General features: G+C 58.8%; 16 protein-coding genes and 1 riboswitch. Of the genes, 8 read left to right on the forward strand and 8 right to left on the reverse strand.

All coding sequences use genetic code 11. The features are described from left to right. Positions 1 to 26 precede the first annotated feature (26 nt). From dksA to radA, 3 genes are all read right to left on the reverse strand, one after another. Positions 27 to 383, reverse strand: coding sequence for an RNA polymerase-binding protein DksA (dksA, locus tag AOP6_RS12715; RefSeq protein ID WP_155877122.1), 357 nt, complete (start codon positions 381 to 383; stop codon positions 27 to 29). Between the two features lie 79 nt (positions 384 to 462). Then, the gene (locus tag AOP6_RS12720) at positions 463 to 987 is read right to left on the reverse strand and encodes a hypothetical protein (protein ID WP_155877123.1); all 525 of its coding nucleotides are present in this window, start codon (positions 985 to 987) and stop codon (positions 463 to 465) included. 121 nt (positions 988 to 1,108) lie between these two features. Beyond that, the gene (gene radA / locus AOP6_RS12725; protein WP_155877124.1) at positions 1,109 to 2,461 is read right to left on the reverse strand and encodes a DNA repair protein RadA; all 1,353 of its coding nucleotides are present in this window, start codon (positions 2,459 to 2,461) and stop codon (positions 1,109 to 1,111) included. 165 nt (positions 2,462 to 2,626) lie between these two features. On the opposite strand from radA, the gene AOP6_RS12730 reads away from it, so the two are divergent. The 6 genes from AOP6_RS12730 to AOP6_RS12755 all read left to right on the forward strand — a co-directional run bounded on the left by AOP6_RS12730 (position 2,627) and on the right by AOP6_RS12755 (position 9,643). Then, the gene (locus AOP6_RS12730; RefSeq protein ID WP_155877125.1) at positions 2,627 to 4,003 is read left to right on the forward strand and encodes a sodium:solute symporter family protein; all 1,377 of its coding nucleotides are present in this window, start codon (positions 2,627 to 2,629) and stop codon (positions 4,001 to 4,003) included. Positions 4,004 to 4,072: 69 nt separating this feature from the next. Continuing rightward, positions 4,073 to 5,341, forward strand: a complete 1,269-nt coding sequence (larA, locus tag AOP6_RS12735; RefSeq protein ID WP_225897294.1) for a nickel-dependent lactate racemase — start codon at positions 4,073 to 4,075, stop codon at positions 5,339 to 5,341. Positions 5,342 to 5,385: 44 nt separating this feature from the next. After that, positions 5,386 to 6,765, forward strand: coding sequence for an FAD-linked oxidase C-terminal domain-containing protein (locus AOP6_RS12740; RefSeq protein WP_155877126.1), 1,380 nt, complete (start codon positions 5,386 to 5,388; stop codon positions 6,763 to 6,765). An 81-nt stretch (positions 6,766 to 6,846) separates the two neighbouring features. Next, positions 6,847 to 8,127, forward strand: a complete 1,281-nt coding sequence (locus AOP6_RS12745; protein ID WP_155877127.1) for a (Fe-S)-binding protein — start codon at positions 6,847 to 6,849, stop codon at positions 8,125 to 8,127. An 85-nt stretch (positions 8,128 to 8,212) separates the two neighbouring features. Then, positions 8,213 to 8,524 (forward strand): cytochrome c3 family protein, encoded by a 312-nt coding sequence (locus tag AOP6_RS12750; RefSeq protein WP_155877128.1) that lies wholly within the window; start codon positions 8,213 to 8,215, stop codon positions 8,522 to 8,524. A 144-nt stretch (positions 8,525 to 8,668) separates the two neighbouring features. Further along, the gene (locus AOP6_RS12755; RefSeq protein ID WP_155877129.1) at positions 8,669 to 9,643 is read left to right on the forward strand and encodes a DUF814 domain-containing protein; all 975 of its coding nucleotides are present in this window, start codon (positions 8,669 to 8,671) and stop codon (positions 9,641 to 9,643) included. 193 nt (positions 9,644 to 9,836) lie between these two features. Here the strand turns inward: AOP6_RS12755 and ltrA are convergent, their stop codons facing one another. The 3 genes from ltrA to groES all read right to left on the reverse strand — a co-directional run bounded on the left by ltrA (position 9,837) and on the right by groES (position 14,774). Next, positions 9,837 to 11,516, reverse strand: coding sequence for a group II intron reverse transcriptase/maturase (ltrA, locus tag AOP6_RS12760; RefSeq protein WP_155877130.1), 1,680 nt, complete (start codon positions 11,514 to 11,516; stop codon positions 9,837 to 9,839). Positions 11,517 to 12,807: 1,291 nt separating this feature from the next. Then, positions 12,808 to 14,448, reverse strand: a complete 1,641-nt coding sequence (gene groL / locus AOP6_RS12765) for a chaperonin GroEL (protein WP_155877131.1) — start codon at positions 14,446 to 14,448, stop codon at positions 12,808 to 12,810. Between the two features lie 35 nt (positions 14,449 to 14,483). Continuing rightward, positions 14,484 to 14,774, reverse strand: coding sequence for a co-chaperone GroES (gene groES, locus AOP6_RS12770; protein WP_155877132.1), 291 nt, complete (start codon positions 14,772 to 14,774; stop codon positions 14,484 to 14,486). A gap of 276 nt (positions 14,775 to 15,050) precedes the next feature. Then, positions 15,051 to 15,136: riboswitch (ZMP/ZTP riboswitch) on the forward strand. A 58-nt stretch (positions 15,137 to 15,194) separates the two neighbouring features. Here groES and AOP6_RS12775 point away from each other — a divergent pair. Together AOP6_RS12775 and AOP6_RS12780 are read left to right on the forward strand one after the other, a co-directional pair. Further along, positions 15,195 to 16,271, forward strand: a complete 1,077-nt coding sequence (locus AOP6_RS12775; protein WP_155877133.1) for an alanine--glyoxylate aminotransferase family protein — start codon at positions 15,195 to 15,197, stop codon at positions 16,269 to 16,271. 153 nt (positions 16,272 to 16,424) lie between these two features. Continuing rightward, positions 16,425 to 17,099, forward strand: coding sequence for a hypothetical protein (locus AOP6_RS12780; RefSeq protein ID WP_155877134.1), 675 nt, complete (start codon positions 16,425 to 16,427; stop codon positions 17,097 to 17,099). A 1-nt stretch (position 17,100) separates the two neighbouring features. On the opposite strand, the gene AOP6_RS12785 is transcribed toward AOP6_RS12780, so the two are convergent. Together AOP6_RS12785 and AOP6_RS12790 are read right to left on the reverse strand one after the other, a co-directional pair. After that, complete coding sequence (locus tag AOP6_RS12785) at positions 17,101 to 19,296, reverse strand: UvrD-helicase domain-containing protein (protein ID WP_155877135.1); 2,196 nt, start codon at positions 19,294 to 19,296, stop codon at positions 17,101 to 17,103. Beyond that, entirely contained in the window at positions 19,289 to 21,085 is a 1,797-nt protein-coding gene (locus AOP6_RS12790) for a chloride channel protein (RefSeq protein ID WP_225897295.1), read from the reverse strand. The genes AOP6_RS12785 and AOP6_RS12790 overlap by 8 nt, the downstream gene beginning before the upstream one ends. Positions 21,086 to 21,087 lie beyond the last annotated feature (2 nt).

Consider the following 21,087-nt stretch of genomic DNA (forward strand, 5'->3'; position numbering starts at 1 on the left):
GAAAGGTGATCCTTTTCCCTTCAGGATCAGCCTATTTTTTCCTGGCGTTCCTGTTCCGTCTTGCAATCAATGCACAAGGTGGTAACCGGACGGGCACGAAGACGGGCCTCGCCAATCTCTTCTTCACAGCTTTCACAGACACCGAAGGTACCATCTTCGATGCGCTCGATCGCCTCGCGGATTTTCAGAATCAGCTTGCGCTCCCGATCACGGATGCGCAATTCGAAATTTCGGTCGGATTCGAGGGATGCACGATCGGTGGGATCGGGGAAATTGGTCTTCTCATCGGTCATCTCAGAGACAGTCTTGCCCGCCTCTCGCAACAGGTCGTCGAGCTGATTTTGCAGAATCTGGCGAAATTCTTCGAGTTTTTCCTGCTCCATTCGGTAACTCCCTTTGCTCTGTGTAATTCCGCAAATTTAAGTTAAAACAGCGTTAAAGTCAATACAGATTGCCCCGGCGTCAAATCCCCGCCATGACCTGAATATAAAGAATAAATGCCAGCAGGATGACAGCCAGCCAGCAGGAAATGATATCGGTGCTTTTTGTCGGAGGAGCGGCCGCCATTTTCTGCGTCTCTTCGCTGATAGCCGCCGGGGGAACCCGTTGCAGCAGAGTGCGTACCAGGTGCGGGAAGTCGGCATAGGCATTGGAAAGAATGATAAAATCTTCTTCGGTGCTGATGGTCACAAAGGCCCGTTTTTTCACCAGGACCGTATCCACCGCTGTTATTTGTTCAAGGGGAAGGCTTTTTTTACGAAAGAGCTTGTCCACCCGAACGTCGTCGGCAGTGACCCTGAATCGGCGCACAACACTCTCGGAGAAAAATCCGGCCACAGGGAGAATAATGACTCCGAGTATCATCACCTTGGCCAGCGGCTCCCCTTTGACAAGGATGACGGCAAAGAGCAGCAGCGAAAGGGCAAGCAGTATCCCCAGCGGGATGAGAAATGTTCTGCGTATGACAAAGGTCTGTTGGATAGTCACGGGATTCCTTCCCTATCTGAAAGTAAGGCGACAGCCATTATAGCCTAACGGGAGAGCGATGCAATGTTGACAGACACCTATTCGTTTTCGCCGTCCAGACAACAAGCAAGACTCGGGCCATCTAATCAAAAACTCCCTCCAGCGCCTCTTCCACCGACTTGACGCCGACCAACTCCATCCCTGCTGGCGCTTCGAGATTTTTCAGGTTGCCCTGGGGCAGAATGCAGCGGTTGAAGCCGAGGCGGGCAGCCTCTTTTACCCGCAGTTCGGGTCGGGAGACGGCCCGCACTTCCCCGGCGAGGCCGACTTCGCCGAAGAGAATCGTCCGGGTCTGCACGGCCCGATTGAGGTGGCTTGAAGCCAGAGCCGCCATAACACCCAGGTCGACAGCGGGCTCATCCAGTCGCACCCCGCCGGCGACATTAAGGAAAATATCCTGGGAGAGGAGGGACAGCCCCACCTTTTTTTCCAGGACAGCGACCAAAAGGGACACTCTGTTATGGTCAATTCCCATGGTTGTACGCCTGGGAGTGCCGAAAGAGGAGCCCGAGACCAGGGCCTGCAGCTCCACGAGGATGGGGCGACTCCCTTCCAACGAGGGGACCACCACGCTGCCGGGCGCTTCTTCGGGGCGTTCGGCCAGAAAGAGCTCGGAAGGGTTGGTCACCTCGGCCAAACCGCTTTCCTTCATCTCGAAAACACCGATTTCATTGGTGGAGCCATAGCGGTTTTTCACCGCCCGCATGATGCGGTACGGATGCCCGGGATCGCCCTCGAAGTAGAGGACGGTGTCGACCATGTGTTCGAGCATGCGCGGACCGGCGATGGAGCCGTCCTTGGTGACATGCCCGACAATAAAAGTGGGAATCCCCTGGCCCTTGGCCAACTGCATGAGACGCCCGGCACATTCGCGCACCTGACTGACACTGCCGGGGGCTGACTCGAGGGTCTGGGTAAAGATGGTCTGAATGGAATCCACTACGAGAAAATCAGGCTTGAGCTCCTTGACCTGAGCAAAGATGGACTCCAGAGACGTTTCGGCCAGCAGATAGAGAGACGAGGCGGCAGCGCCCAGGCGCTCCCCCCGCATCTTGACCTGACGGGTGGATTCCTCCGCCGTCACATAGAGAGCCTTGCCGCAGCGAGCCAGACGATCAACCGCCTGTAACAGAAGGGTCGATTTGCCGATACCGGGGTCGCCACCAATCAGGGTAAAAGAGCCTGGCACCACGCCGCCGCCGAGCACCCGGTCGAGTTCGGCAATACCGCATTGCAGGCGGTCTTCTTCGGCTCCCGACACTTCGGCGAAACGGACTGGCCGGTTATCGGCAACCACCAGGGTCTTGCCCTTGCCCACAACCTCCACGACCTCTTCGGCCAGCGTGTTCCAGGCTTGACAATCGGGACACTTCCCCAGCCACTTCGGGCTCTGGTAGCCGCACTGCTGACAGGTGAACAGCGTTTTTGTTTTCATGGCGCTCCTTTCCGGAAGGTGCGATTCTAAGTCGAAGTCCCTGCCGAGTCAATTGAATGGTCTTGCGGAGCCGCATTTGGCATTGATTCCGGCGACTGCCGCCATTATCATGCGTTGAATGACTCAAAGGCACAGATCTTCCACCAGACCGGGATTCACCCAATCATGACCCCCACCCTGCCATTTCTCGTCACTTTTGCCACTACCCTTGTGGCCATGACGCTTTTTTCGGCGGTTGGTCGGCGACAAGTCCGCAGTGCCCAGGACTTTTCCGTGGCGGGGCGGCAGGCCGGCCGCTGGAGTGTCGCCGGCGCCATCATGGGCACCCTGGTCGGGGGCGCCTCCACCATCGGCACGGTACAATTGGCGTTTCTCTATGGTCTCTCCGCCTGGTGGTTCACTCTGGGTGCCGGCCTGGCCTGCCTCTTTCTCGGCCTGTTCATGGCCGCTCCCCTGCGCCGGGGAGAAGTTGAAACCATTCCCCAGTTTATCAGCCGCTTCTACGGCCCCAGGCCACGCTTGGCCGCCAGTCTCTTTTCCGCCGCGGGCATGTTCGTGCATATCGTCGCCCAATTGCTGGCCTGCAGCGCCATTTTGACCAGCTTGTTCGGCCTCAGCCTCTTCCAGGGAGCCCTGCTGTCGGCCGGCCTTGTGGCTGTCCTCTCCCTGCAGCAGGGGATGCTCGGCGCCGGCAGAAGCGGCCTGCTCAAACTGCTGCTGCTCTACATCACCATGGTCAGCGCCGGCCTCATCGCCTTCACCCAAAGCGGTGGCTGGCAGGGATTGGCGGGCTCATTCGCCCCCTTCCCCTGGTTCAGCCTCTTCGGCTACGGCATCGGCGCCGGCCTCAACGACCTGTTGTCCATGCTGGTGGGTGTCGTCTCCACCCAGACTTACCTGCAGGCCATCTTTTCCGCCCGCGATGCAAAGGCCGCGCGTCAGGGCGCGCTGTTGAGCGCCGTCCTCATCCCCCCTTTAGGCCTTTTCGGTATCGCCGTCGGCCTGTTCATGCGTCAGAGCCAACCCGGCCTTGACAGTGCCCTGGCCCTGCCGACCTTTCTCTTCCAGCAGCTCCCGCCCCTTTTCGCCGGCATCGCCTTTGCCGCTCTGCTGATTGCCGCTCTCGGTACCGCCGCGGGTCTGACCCTTGGAGTCGGCACCACCTTGCAGGTGGATGTCATTTCCCGCTTCGCCTGGACCCGAAAGCACGAGCTGGCCTCCCTGCGTCTTATCACCCTGGCGGCGCTCCTGCTCGCCCTGCTGCTCGTGCTCGTCAATCTCGGCTCGACCATCATGGCCTGGAGCTTTCTCTCCATGGGCTTGCGCGGCGCCACCCTGTGCCTGCCCTTATTGGCCGCCCTCTTCCTGCGAGAGCACCTCTCACCCAGAGGCGGCGCGCTGGCTATTTACCTCGGCCCCACTGTCGTCCTGGTCGCCGGCTTCATACAGACAAATATTCCTCCTCTTTACCTGGGACTGGCGGCCGCCTTTTTCGCCCTGGCCTGCGGACAGCGACGGCCCCGGGGGAAATCCACCCCGTAACAACACCTCTTTTCTTGCACTTTTCCTGTAGAATCCGTAGAATGCAATATTAACCCTGGAGGTCATCAATTGTCGGTTATCGAACTCAAATACGGCGACCGCACACTGACATGCACCCTGCCCGAGGCCCAGGTTCTGCGCCCCAAGGCCCAAGCACCCCCTCTGTCCGCCGAGGACCTGGTCCGCCAGAGCCTCACCGCACCCCTTGGATGTCCACGTCTTGCCGATATCGTGCATCCCGGCGAGCGCGTCGTCATTGTCACCTCGGATATCACCCGCTACACCGGCAGCGAAATCTACCTGCCCATTCTGGTGGGTCATCTCAACGACTGCGGCATTGCCGACGAGGACATGGAGATCCTGATTGCCCTGGGCATTCACCGGCCCCAGACGGATAGTGAGCACCGGAAAATCCTCGGTTCCCTCTACGGACGCATCCGCGTCAGCGATCACAACTGCGACAATCCCGCCGACCTCGTCACACTGGGACGCACCGCCGGCGGCATTCCCGTCACGGTCAACCGCAAGGTCACTGAAGCGGACCGGGTCATCGTTACCGGCACGGCGGGCTTCCACTACTTCGCCGGGTTCGGCGGCGGCCGCAAGGGGCTGGTTCCGGGCGTCGCCAGTCGCGAAACCTGCATGGCCACCCATTTCGCCGTTTTCAACCCCCCCGAGGTGGGTGGTAAACATCCGCAGGCGGTGACGGGCGTCCTCGAAGGCAATCCCGTGCATGCCGCTTTGGTGGAAGCCGCCCGCATGATTGCTCCCGACTTTGTGCTCAACACGGTTCTGTCGCCCCGCAAAGAAATCCTCGGCGTCACTTGCGGCGAACTGGAGCAGGCTCACCTGGCTGCCTGCCGACAGGTGGAAGAGCTCTACGCCGTCCCTTTGACCGAGCCATTCGATCTCGCCGTGGTCTCCTGCGGCGGCCATCCCAAAGACATCAACTTCATTCAGGCCCACAAGGCTCTCGATTACGGAGTTGGCGCCCTCAAACCAGGAGGCACCCTCGTTCTGCTCGCCGCCTGTGGGGACGGCTTCGGCAACAGCACCTTTTTCAACTGGTTCCGCTATCAGGATCTGCAGGAGTTCGAGGAGCAGTTGCGTCAGCACTATGAAATCAACGGACAGACGGCCTATGCCACCCTGCTCAAGGCAAGGAAATTCCGGCTTATCCTGATCAGCGAACTTGGCAGCGAGGAAACCTGTCAGATGGGTATGGAAAAGGCTGCCGATCTTGACGAAGCCCTGAGGATGGCGTACAAGGGGCTGAACGAAAATCCCAGGACGGTGGTCATCCCCGATGGCGGCAGTGTTCTGCCCGTCTTCACCTGATCCGCTTTGCCAGCCGCCGCCGCGGCCCAGAAAAGGTATAAACCATGCTCGAAACGCGACTCGTAAAAATCCTGCAGGATATCGTCGGCAAAAAGAATGTCTCGACGGAAAAGGCCGACCTGATCTGCTATTCCTATGACGCCACCCAGCAGCAGTTTCTGCCCGAAGCCGTCGTCTTTCCGGCCGATGCCCAGGAAATCAGCCTGATCATGAAGATGGCCAACGCGGAGAAGATTCCCGTCTTTCCCCGCGGCGCCGGCAGCGGCTTTTCTGGCGGAAGCCTGCCCACCAAGGGGGGGATCGTCCTCTGCACCGAGCGCATCGACCGCATCCTCGAGATCGACGAGGAAAATCTCATCGCCGTCGTTGAACCCGGCGTCGTTACCGAGCAATTTCAGCAGGCCGTCGAAAAGGTGGGGCTCTTCTATCCCCCCGACCCGGCCTCCCTCAAGTTTTCCACCCTGGGCGGCAACGTGGCCGAGTGCGCCGGCGGCCCCCGCTGCGTCAAGTATGGCGTGACCAAGGATTACATCCTCGGGCTTGAAGTCGTCACCCCCACCGGCGACATCATCACTACGGGGGGCCCGACCATGAAGGGGGTCGTCGGCTACGACCTCACCAAGCTCATGTGCGGTTCGGAAGGGACTCTCGGCATTATCACGCGCATTGTCATCAAGCTGTTGCCGCTGCCTGAGGCAAAAAAGACCATGCTGGTTCTCTTCGATTCCATCGACGGCGCCGCCCAGGCCGTTTCGGCCATCATCCGCGGCAAGATCATCCCGACGACCCTCGAATTCATGGATGGCCGCACCATTGACTGTGTGCGCCAGGCCACCGGCCTGCAGGTGCCCGAGAACGCCCGGGCCGTGCTCATCATCGAAGTCGACGGCGACCGCGAGTTTCTCGACAAGCAGGTGACCCGCATCAGCGACATTATCCGCCCCCTGGGTGTGGTGGAAACCCGTATTGCCGCCACACCGGAAGAGAGCGAGGCCTTGTGGCAGATCCGCCGCGCCGTTTCACCGTCGCTGCGCAAGGTGAACCCCGACAAGTTCAACGAGGATATCTGCGTGCCACGCAGCAAGGTGCCGGAGATGATCCGTAAAGTCGATGCCATCTCTGAGAAACACCAGATTCCCATCGTCAACTTCGGTCACGCCGGCGACGGCAACATCCATGTCAACGTCATGATTGACAAGAAAGTGCCCGGCCAGATGGAAAAAGCCGAGAAGGCCATCGAAGAGGTTTTTCGCGGTGCCCTCGAGCTCGGTGGCACCATGAGTGGCGAGCACGGCGTCGGCATCGCCAAGGCGGCCTATATCCCCCTGGAACTCAGCGAGCTGACAGCCGCCACCATGAAGGCGGTCAAAAAGGCCCTCGATCCCAATAACATCCTCAATCCCGGCAAAATTTTTCTGGATTGATCACACGGAAACCGTTCAGCCTGAGGCTGCGGTCGGAAGATACCGTCCCTATTACCCCAACACGCGTCACTGGTTCTTTTTATGAGCAAACTGAAGAAACTCGAAGATCTGAGGGAAGAGATAGAACAGTGCGTCAAGTGCGGCGCCTGCCGGGCCCACTGTCCCGTATTCGGCGCTGAGAAACACGAAGGACGCGTGGCTCGGGGCAAAGTGGCCCTGGCCCACTCCCTGCTGGAAGGACAGATCGACCTTGAAAGTAAAGTACTCGAGGACATGAGCCAGTGCCTGCTGTGCGGGAGCTGCTGCGCCCAATGCCCCAACAAGGTCCCTACCGACGACATTGTCGCCGCCGCCCGCCGCCGCATCGCCGAAGAGCGGGGGCTGAGCAGCTTCGGCAAGGGGGTAGCCGCCGTTCTGGGTCGCCCCAAACTTATGAACACGCTGGCCAAGACAGGCGGGGTGCTCTCTTCCCTGCTGTTCAAGAAACTCCCGGAAAACAGCGGTCTGCGTCTGCGCTTCCCTGCCCCGTATCTCGACCGGGACCGTACCCTGCCGCCTATCGCCACCAAACCTTTTCGGGAGCAGCACCCCGAAATCATCCCTGGCAAAGAAGGAGCACCCACTGTCGCCTTCTTCACTGGCTGCGGCATCAACTACATGTATCCCCAGATCGGTGAAGTCTTTCTGAAAACCCTGCAGTTCCTCGGTGTGACCATTGTCATCCCCAAGGATCAGGCCTGCTGCGGATTACCCGCTGTCAGCGCCGGCGCCGGTGAGGTGGTCGAGCAACTGGCCGAGCAAAACCTTGCCGCTCTCAATCGCCATCCCGTCGACTACGTGGTGACGGCCTGCGCTACCTGCAACGCCGGTCTCGGCAAAATCTATGGTGAGATGGGTGGCGATTTCGAGAAACTGGCGGCCAAGACCAAGGACATTTTCGTCTTCCTGGTCGAGCAAGGCTTTCCCGAAAAGCTGGCCGCCCTGCCCAAAACGGCCAAGCGAACCCGCGTCACCTATCACGATCCCTGCCACCTGCGCACCCGTGGCATCACCAAGGAGCCGCGTCTCATCCTCAAGGCGCTGCCACAGGTTGATTTTGTCGAAATGGAGGGGGCCGGAACCTGTTGCGGCCTGGGGGGCACCTATTCGGTGTATCACTACGACACGAGCAAAAAGATCGGCGCCAAGAAGGCGGCAAACATCGAGACCAGCGGGGCTCAGCTGGTAGCCACGGACTGCCCCGGCTGTATCATGCAGCTGCAGGACAGCCTCAACCATGCCGGGCAAAATCAGAAGGCTGTGCATCTGCTGGAACTGGTCGATGAGGCTCTCAGCCTCTATCCCGATAGTCTGATCTCCTGACAGGGCAGGTTGCACTATCCCTGACAAAAGGCATAATTAGACAATGATTTCAAACATCCCATACTTAATTTGAAGGAGGTTCACCATGAAAAAGCTGGCTTTCGTCCTGGTTCTTATGGCTTTTGGCGCCACCGCCGCTCTTGCCGTCCCCCCCGGCAGAACCCTAGAGTTTGATAAAAGCCCTATGGGAAAAGTGATTTTTGATGGCAAACTGCATAACGACGCCGCCAAAAGCTGTGCCCAGTGCCATAACAAGGACACCTTTCCGGCCATGAAAAAAGGGACGGTGACCATCACCATGGATCAAATCTACGCCGGCAAACAGTGCGGCATCTGCCACAACGGCCAACTGGCCTTTGACGCCAAAGGCAACTGTGCCAGGTGCCACAAAAAGTAGATTGATCGAAAGAGCCAAATCCCGGAGGCCCGGAAACGGGCCTCTTTTTTTTGTTTTCGGCCCGGCTCCAAAGCCAGGTGCCCCCTCTTACCTCAGTCCTGCAGGCGGCCTGAGCGCACACCGCACGATGCAAGGAGTAAAGCTATGAGTAAAGGCCTCGGCCTGATTTCCGGCGGTCTCGACAGTATTCTGGCCGCCATGGTCCTGAAACGGCAGGGCGTCGATGTGACGGGGATCTCCTTCGTCACCCCCTTTTTCGGTTCGGAAAAAGCGGAAAAAGCTGCCGCCCAGATTGGCATACCTCTGCTGATTCGGGATATCGGCGACATCCACCTGGAGATGCTGAAGAATCCCAAATACGGTTATGGCCGCAACATGAATCCCTGTATCGACTGCCATGCCATGATGTTCCGGCTAGCTGGGAGGATCATGAACGATGAAGGCTATGACTTCCTCTTCTCCGGCGAAGTGCTGGGCCAACGCCCGATGAGTCAAAACCTCAGTGCCCTTAAAGCCGTGGCCAACTACTCAGGCTTTCCCGATCGCATTCTGCGGCCTCTGAGCGCCAAACTCCTGCCCATCACCCCTATGGAGGAGCAGGGGCTGGTCGACCGTGAGCGTCTGCTCGATATCCAGGGGCGAACCCGGCGACGCCAGGAGGAACTGGCTCGCGAGTGGAAACTGGTAGAGTACCCCGGTTCGGGAGGAGGTTGCCTGCTGACGGAAAAATCCTTTGCCGGCAGATTGAAGGATCTCTTTGAACACCATCCGCAAGCTACCGTCACCGACGTCGAATACCTCAAGCTCGGCCGTCAGTACCGACTGTCGGACAAAGCCAAGCTGACCTTAGGCCGCGACAAGGTCAGCAACGAGGCCTTGAAAAACCTGTTGCGCCCACAGGACATCCTGCTGCGCACGCTCCATTTCTCCGGCCCCCTCGGGGTGGTATCCGGCGAGGCTTCTCCCGAAGATCTGGCGACGGCCGCGGCTATCCTGACCTCCTACGGCAAAGGCAAGGACGAGCCGCATCTGGAGGTTCTGCTCCTACAGGAAGAACAGAGCTGGACAATCGCGGTGTCGCCCATGCCCCGAGAACAGGTCGCCAGCTACATCCTCTGATCCTTTAGAGCTTCCGCATCTGCCCTAAATAAAAAATCCCCCGGAATTTCTTCCGGGGGATTTTTGTTGTTCCAGTGCAGCTCAAAGAGCGGCGGTCTTGTCGGGTAAGGAGAGGCCATTGCTGGCCTCCCCTCCCCTAAGAACCGTACGTGCGAGTTTCCCCGCATACGGCTCAAGCCTTTACAAGCCCGGTCTAGGACCGAACCGGCTTCCTCACCGTCAATCCGGCAGCGTGTAGCTGCCTATGGCAGGTGGGGTGCAACACAACCAGGTTGGAGAGGTTGTCACTGCCCCCATCAACACAGCGGATCAGATGATGGATATCCCAATCTGACTCCTGCGTGATGAGATGATGACAAACCAAACAGCGCTTATCCTGCTCCTTCCAGAGTCCGTAGAGTTTCCGCCGTATCACAGTTGAACTCTTCCAGAATTGCTCAAGGCGCTTCTCGAAGTACTTTTCAAACTGCGGATCGTACAGGTTCGCTTCGGCCTGGATTTTGGTGTGTCGCTTGATGGGCGTGTCACTGGCATAGACGAGTGAAAGTTTCTCGCCTCCCGATGTGGCACTCTGAAAAACCCAGCTCCGGTTACCCACTTTCTTAAAGTACTTGTCTTTAATCCAGCGTTTTCGGCGGTTTAAGTGTCGCCGTCGGCACCATTGCCAGAGCAGTTTCCAGACGCGGTAGTCCACGTAATTGTATGTCGCCTTGGCGACCACATGCCGGTGATAATTGGCCCATCCTCTGAGCAGAGGATTAAGCTGCATAATCAGCCTTTCTGTGGGCACGGTCGGATTCCGTTTTACTACGTCCCGCACCTTGACCAGAAAGTTCCGCAAATTGTCCCGACTTGGCTTGATTAGCAGTTTGTCGTTGTACTTGCGGATGTTCTGGCCGAGGAAGTCGAAACCCTCGCAGATATGCGTCACCACCGTTTTTTCCGGTGAGAGTTGCAGACCGCGCTCGGCCATGAAGGCCTCGACAATCGGCTTGACCTCGTTTTCCAGCAGCTCTTTCGAGATCCCGGTAATCACAAAGTCGTCTGCGTAACGCACGTAGTTGACCTTGGTCTTGTAGCTTTTCTTGGTGTTTTTGCTCCCGAAATGTTCTTCGAGCACACCCTCCAGGCCATCAAGAGCCAGATTGGCCAACGCCGGTGAGACGTTCCCCCCTTGAGGGGTCCCGGCCTCTGTCGGGTTAAGGCGGTTGGACTCCATGTAACCCGCCTTCAGCCATTTCCTGAGAATCCGCTTGTCCATAGGGACATGGGTCAGCAGCCAGTCATGACTGATGCTGTCGAAGCACCCTTTAATGTCGCACTCCAGGACCCACTCGGCCGAGTTTTTGCGACTGAGAATTACAAAACATTGCTCAATCGCATCGGCCGTCGACCGTTGTGGGCGGAAGCCATAGCTGTTGCGGTCTGCCGTAGTCTCCGAGACCGGTTCCAGGACCAGCAGATATAACGCCTGCATGGCTCTGTCGAGCATCGTCGGTATCCCCAGCGGGCGGCGCTTGCCGTTTGCTTTGGGAATGTAGACCCGGCGCAGCGGTTTGGGTCGATACCCATTGCGCCTCAACCGATCTATGGCCTTCCATTTGGAGTCAGGAGTACTCCACAACTCCCCATCTACCCCGGGCGTTTTCTTGCCCCGGTTTTCGGTGACTCGCCTGACCGCCAATGCCCTGGCAGCAAACGAGTGGACCAGAAGACGCTGTAGCTTTTGAACCCGTCTCAATTGGCCCTCTTTGGTCGCCTGCGCGATCCTGACCTGTAGCCCCCTCACCTTCCGTTGGACCAGACGCCAGTCGATGGCATGCCAGTTGTCGGGAAAGTGGGAGGACGCAGGCCCTTGTTCGTCATTGCTCATCTTGCTGTCCTCCTTGATGTTGGAACACCCATCTGAGGACAAAAGACGCACTACTCCCCTGACGGGGAAAAGTGTTTCTTTTCCCCGTCAGGGCGCTCTGATTTGGATCGGCTATCCGATCCTTTGCTTAGGGGGTTTTACACGCCATTACGCGTATAAAGACCAGCCGGAAGTCTGCACCCTCTCGGGTAGAGCAAATGCTCCTATCCCAGTCATTACAACCGGGCCTTCGCTTTTTCCGGCCTCCTCTACCCGCCGCTCCAACAGATCACCTTACGGCTTTCCTGCCCTGAGGGCGAAACGACGGGCTTACCGAGTTCCAATCCTTGCACACGAGTGGGTTAGGTCCTGCCTATTCACCGATGGCTGTAGTGTCGACGCCTTCCCAGATGTAAGAGGAAGGACCAGCCATGCACCTTTTGGTTGAAGCCTGTCAGCGACTTTGGCTCCGTGCGGTTGACGGTGTTTATCAGCAGTTCACGTTACGTTGACCATACCACCCAGCCTAGCCCCTCATCCGCCTTGTCGCTGGCAGAATCTTCCTGTGACCTCACGGTGGACAAGAACTGCAAATGCAGGGGTACATTATCAGGGCGCTCAGCACCTCACCGTTACCAGTGACGCACCACCCTTAGGCTACTGTTGGCCGAACAACAGGTCTCGCTACCAATTTTTGGTGAGACAATGCAAGGATTGGCTTACGCCGGCAGGTTGCCGCCATAAGCAATTTAGACGCGGGTAATCAAGTCCTTGAGGCAAAACGCTCTTGTCTCTTGGACACACGTACCGCTTTCGGGAGAGGACCTTCCAGATGGAAGGCCGTCATCGCCAGGAGCGAACAAACTCAAACGAAGGGCATTTCGATTGAGTTTGTATAGTTCCCTTGATGTTGACATGAATGGAATCGAATCCAATACAGGCCAGTTTGGCGGGTAGTTCCGACTTTGTTCGGCTTGGTTGGCCGAAGCGGACCCAATGTGTACCCGAGAGGAAGAGTCGTTGACTCTTCCTCTCGGGACATCATTTATGATGGGTATTTCCGCTTCGATAACCAGTTCCGGCCAAGAGGCGGAGATACCTCCGATTGCGAGGTGTGGGCATAAGACCAACACCTCCCCCCATGGTTATGGGGGTTCCGGTATCGGGCTTATCGCCCGATTACCGGGTTTAAATTGCTAGTTTTTTCGGGTTCGCAGGGGCCAGACGAAGCTGGTCTCTGCTGTCCTAAACAATTGTTTTTAGGACCAAAGTAGCACCCGATAGGCTAGCTACCTACGCGACTCTCGTCGCACTACATCATGCCGCCCATGCCACCCATGCCACCCATGCCGCCAGGCATAGCGGGCATAGCGTCATCCTTGGGCAGTTCGGCGATGACAGCCTCGGTGGTCAGCATCAGGCCGGCCACGGAAGCAGCGTTCTGCAGCGCGCTACGGGAGACCTTGGTCGGATCGATGATGCCCTTTTCGATCATGTCGCCATAGACGTCGGCGGCGGCGTCGAAACCGAAAGCGCCCTTCTTGCCGAGCACCTTGTCGATAACGATGGATCCTTCCATGCCGGCATTGGCGGCGATCTGACGCAGAGGCTCTTCAAGAGCGCGCTTGACGATGTTGACGCCAAACTGCTCTTCGCCAGCCAGCTTGAGATTGTTCAGACCAGCAACGCAACGCAGCAGGGCAACACCGCCTCCGGGGACGATCCCTTCTTCAACGGCAGCACGAGTGGCGTGCAGAGCGTCTTCAACGCGGGCCTTCTTCTCTTTCATCTCGGTTTCGGTAGCAGCACCGACCTTGACCACGGCAACGCCGCCAACAAGCTTGGCCAGGCGCTCCTGCAGCTTCTCACGATCGTAGTCGCTGGCGGTCTCTTCCATCTGGGCGCGGATCGTCTTGACGCGAGCCTGGATGTCGGCTTCAGCCCCGGCACCGTCGATGATGGTCGTGTTGTCCTTGTCGATGACGATACGCTTGGCACGGCCGAGCATGTCGAGAGTAGCGGCTTCGAGCTTGAAGCCGATGTCCTCGGAGATCACCTTGCCACCGGTGAGGATAGCGATGTCTTCGAGCATGGCCTTGCGGCGGTCACCGAAGCCGGGCGCCTTGACGGCAGCCACATTCAGAGTGCCACGCAGCTTGTTGACAACCAGGGTGGCCAGCGCTTCGCCTTCCACGTCCTCGGAAATGATCATGAGGGGACGGCCCTGTTTGGCCACCGGCTCGAGGATGGGCAGCAGATCGCGCATATTGCTGATCTTTTTGTCATGGATGAGGATCAGAGCGTCTTCGAGCACGGCTTCCATGCGCTCGGCGTCGGACACGAAATAGGGGGAGAGATAGCCGCGATCGAACTGCATCCCCTCGACGGTCTCCAGAGTGGTCTCCATCGACTTGGCTTCCTCGACGGTGATGACCCCTTCCTTGCCAACTTTCTCCATGGCCTCGGCCAGGATGTCGCCGATGGTCTTGTCGCTGTTGGCCGAAATGGTGCCGACCTGGGCGATTTCCTTGTGGTCCTTGATGGGCTTGGAAAGCTCTTTCAGCGAAGCGACGCAGACTTCAACAGCCTTGTCGATGCCGCGCTTGATTTCCATGGGGTTGTGACCGGCGGTTACCAGCTTGACGCCTTCGCGATAGATAGCCTGGGCCAGCACGGTGGCGGTGGTGGTGCCGTCGCCAGCGACGTCAGAGGTCTTGGAAGCGACTTCCTTGACGAGCTGGGCGCCCATGTTTTCAAACTTGTCCTCCAGTTCGATCTCCTTGGCGACGGTGACGCCGTCCTTGGTGATCAGGGGAGCGCCGAAAGACTTCTCGATAACGACATTGCGGCCTTTGGGACCAAGCGTTACCTTGACGGCATCGGCCAGAGCGTTGACGCCCTTGAGAATTTTTGCACGGGCTTCCTGCCCGAATTTGATTTCTTTAGCTGCCATAATCTATATCCTCCTTGTCAGATTTGATATGTGGATTACTTTTCAACGACGCCGAGGATGTCATCCTCACGCATCATCAAAAACTCTTTGCCTTCGATCTTGATTTCGGTACCGGCGTATTTGCCGAACAGAACCCGGTCGCCCACCTTGACGTCCATGCCGAGCACCTTGCCGTCCTCGGTTACCTTGCCCTTGCCGGCGGCGACAACAACGCCCTGCTGGGGCTTTTCTTTGGCCGAGTCGGGGATGATGAGTCCCCCGGCGGTCATGGTCTCTTCTTCTACTCTTTCAACAATGATACGGTCGTGCAGCGGTCTGATGTTCATGTTTCTGCTCCTTTCTTCTCACTATAAAAATGATATCAGGGATAGACTCCCAAGGCCTTTCGCCAGCGCTGTTGTTAGCACTCATTCGCGAGGAGTGCTAACAACAGCGCTAAATATAATCAGCTCAGCCAGAATGTCAAGGTCTTTCTCCGTAAAATTCTTTCCCGGCCAGAACCCTCTCGGCATTTGCCAGAACAGGGCGCCAGCCACCGCGAACCGCTTGACAGGGCCCCTGCGAATATGCTAATGAGACGCCAGATTAACTCGGACAATTTAAGGGCCTCCTGTGACTGGCGAAAGGTGGGATACCACCGGGGAGCAGGACATCAAGGCCCGGTCAGCCGTTCGCCTGGGCTCCCCACCATGGATTGGAGCCAGGCGTTTTTTATTTTGTCCCCATGCAGCAAGGAGACCTCGACGATGGGCAAGAAACTTTACATCCCCGGGCCGGTTGAAGTCAGTCGCGACGTCATGGAGGCCATGTGCGCTCCCATGATCGGACACCGCATGAAAGAATATGCCGTTCTGCATCAGCGGGTGACCCGGGCGCTCAAAACGCTTCTCAACACCAGCGAGCCCGTCTTTCTGAGCACCTCCAGCGCCTTCGGGGTCATGGAAGGGGCCGTTCGCAACCTGGTGCAGAAGCGCTGCGCCAACTTTGCCAACGGCGCTTTCAGCGCCAAGTGGCACGACGTCACCCGCCGCTGCGGCCTCGAAGCCGATCTCTTCAGCGCCGAGTGGGGGCAACCCATTACGCCGGAGATGGTTGATAACGCCCTCGCCAGTGGCAATTACGACGCTATGACCGTTGTTCACAACGAGACCTCCACCGGGGTCATGTCGCCTCTGGCAGAGATCGCCGAGGTCATGAAGAAATATCCCGAGGTCTCCTTTATTGTCGATACCGTCTCCTCCATGAGCGCCGTCCCTCTCGATCTGTCCGCCCTGCAGACCGACGTCTGCCTGGCCGGCGTGCAGAAAGCCTTCGGCCTGCCGCCGGGGCTGACCGTCTTCGCTGTCTCGCGCAAGGCCCTCGACAAAGCGAAGACGACGCCTAACCGTGGCTACTACTTCGACTTCGAGGAGTTCGAGCAGAACGATCTCAAGGACAACACCCCCAGCACCCCCTGCATCAGCCTCATCTACGCCCTTGACCACCAGCTCGCCAAAATGATGACGGAAGGGCTCGACAACCGCTATGCCCGCCACCGGCAGATGGCCGAGATGACCCGCCAGTGGATCGAGGCGCAGGGATTCGGTCTCTTCGCCGCCGAAGGCTACCGCTCCCAGACCCTGACCTCCGGCCAGAACGACCAGCGCACCGATCTGGAACGGCTCAAGAAGCTGGCCAGCGAGCGGGGCTACGCCATTGACAACGGCTACGGCAAGATCAAGAACAAGACGTTCCGCATTCCGCACATGGCCGACTTCACCCCGGACGACCTGGTGGAACTCTTTACCCTGCTGGAAGAGCTATTGCCCCAGGCCCGCGCCTGAGAATCAGGCTCTCGATAAAAAACGCCCCGGAGAACGATACTTCCTCCGGGGCGTTTTTGCTTCAAGCCGGCACAGCCGACAGCAACGAAACGGCAATAAGGGTGTATAATTGGTCATAAGGGAATCGACGTCCTTCGTGCCAGGGAGGTTTCCATGAGATACGTCAGCAGGCTCATCCGTTCCGCAAGGCCCAGGACCATTTTCGTCGTTATTTCAGCTGCGCTGACTGTCCTTTCACTCAGTGGCTGCCTCAAGCAGATTGACGGCACGGCGCAGACCCACAATGTGTCCCTTGAAGCAAGCCAGCTGGAAACCTACGGCCTCGCCGTCATCACACCCACCTCGGTCACCGGCCAGGAAGAAGATCGGCAGAGCGTGGCCCTGATCTTTGCCCTGGCCCTGGAACAGCACCGTCCCGGCATCCCCCTGGCCACCCTCTCTGAAACCATCGGTCACATCAATCGCAATGGCATGGCCACGGAATACCGCAGCATGTTCGAAGAGTATCACTTTACCGGGATATTCAAGCAGGACGCGCTGATGAAAGTAGGGGAGATGACCGGACACCGCTATCTGGCCCAGCTCAAATTGGCCAATTTTTCCCAGAGCAGCCAGAGCCGGCTCAGCTTCTTCGGACTGCGCCTCTTCCAGACCAAGTCGGGTAATGTCCGCCTTTTTCTCTCCGTCTGGGACAGCTGGGACGGCAGCATCGTCTGGGAAGGGATGGACGAGGTGAATTTCGCCTACGACACCTATCAGGAAAAACCGATCACTTTCCGCCAGGTCGTGCGCGAAGCCTCGACCCGCCTGGTAAAGCGTCTGCCCTGACTCAGGCCGGCTCCAGCCCGGCGAATTTGAGCAGGAGCTTTTTAGGCCCCACCGTATTGAAATAGACGATGACCTTCTGGTTGTCGCCGCTCCCCTCCAGGCGCCGTACCGTGCCGACGCCGAATTTGACATGACGAACGCGAATGCCGATGCGCAGCCCCTCTTCGGCCTCGGGAACAACGCGCACCTCCTCCTCGAAAAAATCCTCATCATCGCCGGCAAAAGGGGCCGGTTCCACCTGCTCGAAAATGGAAGCCAGATTATGCTGAGCCGGCTTTTTCAGCGAAGGCGTATCGGTGCCTACCAGTAGCGAGGCGGGAATTTCTTCCAGAAAGCGGCTGGGCGGGTTGAACTGAAAGCTGCCGTAGACCCGGCGGCGGCGGGCATGGGTCAGATAGAGCTTCTCCATGGCCCGGGTCATCCCCACGTAACAGAGTCGGCGCTCTTCTTCCACGTCGCCGTCGTCGGATCCCATACGGGAGTGGGGGAAGAGCCCCTCTTCCATGCCGGTCATGAACACCACGGGGAATTCAAGGCCCTTGGCAGCATGCAGGGTCATGAGGGTGATACGGTCGAGGCTGGGATCGTAGGAGTCGAGATCGGTGATGAGAGCGACCTGCTCCAGGTATTCCTGCAGAGTACCTTCCGAGCCGTAATGCTCCTCCATGCCGGCCAGCAGCTGCTCCAGGTTCTCCAGGCGTCCCCGCGACTCCTCCGTGCGCTCGTCGCGCAGCATCGGTCCGTAGCCGCTGTCATCGATGAGCGACGCCGTCAGGGCGGGATAAGGTGTCTGCTCGATGCGGCCACGGTAATCCTCCATGAGGGTGACGAAATCACCGACCCTTTTAGCGGCGGCCCCCCGGATCGCGCCACGGTCCAGCGCCTCACGGCAGGCGGGCAGAAAGCCGCCGGCCTCTTCTTCAAACTGGCCGATCCGCTCGACGGTGGCGGCGCCGATGCCCCGGGCCGGCACATTGATAATACGCCGGGCCGAGACCGAATCGGCCGGATTGACGAGTACCCGCAGATAGGCCAGGATATCCTTGATTTCCATACGGCTGTAGAATTTAAGGCCGCCGAACATGACGTAGGGCAGCCCCTGCCCGCGCAGGGCTTCCTCCAAGGCACGGGACTGAACGTTGGTACGGTAAAAAACAGCGACGTCACGCAGAGGGCGCCCGGACTTCTTCAGGCGGGAAATTTCTGCGGCGACATAGCGCGCTTCCTCCAGATCGTCGGCCAAGGCCTCCAGGGTGATCTTTTCCCCGGCCGGGTTTTCCGTCCACAGGGTCTTGCCCTTGCGGCCGACGTTGCGGGCGACCACATGGCCGGCCGCCTCCAGGACGGTGTTCGTGGAGCGGTAGTTCTGCTCCAGACGGATGACCTGGGTGCCGGGAAAATCCCGGTCGAAACCAAGGATATTGCTGATCTCGGCACCACGCCAGGCGTAGATGGACTGGTCGTCGTCGCCGACCACGCACAGGTTGCCGTACCCCGAGGCGAGGAGCTTCACCAGCCGGTACTGGACCTGATTGGTGTCCTGGAACTCGTCCACCAGGATGTAGCGAAAACGGCGGCGGTAGCGATCGAGCACCTCGGGATGCTTCTCGAACAGGGCGATGGTGTAGAGGATGAGATCGCCGAAGTCCAGGGCGTTGGCTTGCTTCATCTTCCTCTGGTACAGCTCATAGACCCGGATCAGGGCCTCGTCGCGGGAATCCTGCCCCTCCAGCTCGGCCGGAAAAAGCCCCCGGTTTTTGCACTGGTCGATGAAGGTGGCGGCGGCGCGTTCCTTGGCCACCTTTTCAGGGATATGCAACTCCTTGAGGATGTCCTTGAGCAGGCGCAGCTGATCCTGATCATCGTATATGGTGAAATTGGTGGTAAACCCCAGGGCGGCAATCTCCCGGCGCAGGATACGCACACAGGTGGCGTGGAAGGTAGCGACCCAGGGGAGTTCCTCCTGCCCAAGCAGACGCTCCAGACGCTCCTTCATTTCGGCGGCGGCCTTGTTGGTGAAAGTGACGGCGAGGATCTCCCAGGGGGCGACCTTTTTTTCACGCAGCAGGTACGCGATGCGATGAATGAGGGTGCGCGTCTTACCTGAGCCGGCCCCGGCCAGAATAAGCAGAGGACCCTCGGTCTGCTCCACCGCCTGTCGCTGCGGGGCGTTGAGCCCGGTCAGCAGATCAATCATCGGTGTCCTCCAGAGTGCGGGTCATCAGGGCCCGATTGTAGGCGGCGACCATGTCCCGCCGCGAGATAATCCCTACCAGCCTGTTGCTCCCTTCTTGATCCACCACCGGCAACTGTTCGATGTTGCGGTAGCCGATCTTGCGCATGGCCTGATCAAGATCCTCATCCTCGGTGACGGTAATGACGTCAAGGGTCGCCAACTCTTTCACCACAATAAGGTCACGCAGATCGCGCTCGAAGACAACCCCCATGAAATCCTGCACGGAGATAATGCCGGTCAGCTCCCCCGCGCCGTTCACCAGGGGGAAATTGGTGTGTCGGGTGGTCGCGGTAAAATTGGCGAACTGCCCCAGCGTCATATTTTCAGGAATCGACTCAGGGGCGCCGCTCATGACTTCGCGTACCTTGATCGATTTCATGATATTGCGTTCCTTGCCCGCCTCCAGATTAATGCCGGCCCGCGACAGCTCCACCGTGTCCAGACTGTCCTTCTTGAAGTGACGGCTGATGGCAGTTCCGATGACGCAGGAGAGCATGATGGGGATGATGACCTCGTAGGATGCCGTCATCTCGAAGAGCAGGAAGATGGCGGTCATGGGCGCGTGGGTGGCAGCGGACAAAAAAGCCCCCATGCCGACCAGGGCGTAAGCGCCCGGGGAAGCGGCGACGGACGGGAAAATCAACTGGGCCAGTTTGCCGAAAGCCCCCCCGGTGACAGCGCCGATATAGAGGGAGGGGGCGAAGAGGCCGCCGGGCAAGCCACTGCCCAGGGTGATGGAAGTGGCCAGCGCCTTCATCAGGATAAGCGCGGCCAGCAGGTACCACAGCCCCTCGCCGTGCATGACCGATTCCATGAACTCATAGCCGTTGCCGAACACCGCCGGAAAAAAGACGCCAATAACGCCGACGAGCAGGCCGCCGAAAATGGGCTTGGCCAGCCGCGGCAGACGCAGGCGTTCAAAGGCTTCCTTCACCCTGAAATGGACATCAATGAATCCGGCCGCCAGCACCCCGATAATCATGCCCAACAGGACGTAAAGGGCGATCTCCCAGGCACTCCCCATGACATAGGGGGGGACGGCGAAGGCCGGTACGTTGCCGAGCAGGGCGCGGGAAACGACGGTGCTCATGCCGCTGGCGATGACGATGGAGGTGAAGCTGGAGAGTTCAAAAGAGGAAAGCAGGACGATCTCCTGCGCGAAAAAGACGCCAGCGATGGGGGCGTTGAAGGTCGCGGCTACCCCACCCGAAACCCCGCAGGCCACCAGCACCTTGAGACGGTCGCCGCTGACTTTGAAAGCCTGACCGAACTGGCTGCCGATGGCGCCGCCGATCTGGGCAATGGGACCTTCCTGCCCGGCTGAGCCACCGGTGCCGATGGTGATGGCGCTGGCCAGACCGCGGGTAAAAATGGTGCGGCCGGGAATCTTGGCTCCCCGCAGATTGACCTGTTCCAGAAAAGCGGGGAACCCGTAGCGCATGTCCCGGGCAAAAAAGAAGCCGAAGGGGATCAGCAGCAAGCCGCCGATCATGGGGAAGAACACCAGCAGCAGGCGGCTCCAACTCCACTCCGTCATCGAGATGCTCAATAGAGCGCCCCCCTGCTCGAAGACCAGCCAGTGAAAGAAGTCGATCGTCTTGCGGAAGGCGTAGTTGCCTAGTCCTGACAGCAAACCGATGACCACCGCCAGGGTGGCCATGAAGGTGTTCTCGCTGATGCGGAAGTGGCTGAGAAAAGCGGTGCTGCGGCGCCGCAACCAGGCAAAAAGCCATCTCTTTCGAATACGCAAAA

Origin of the sequence: Desulfuromonas sp. AOP6, from assembly GCF_009731355.2 — a bacterium.
GTDB lineage: Bacteria > Desulfobacterota > Desulfuromonadia > Desulfuromonadales > SZUA-540 > SZUA-540.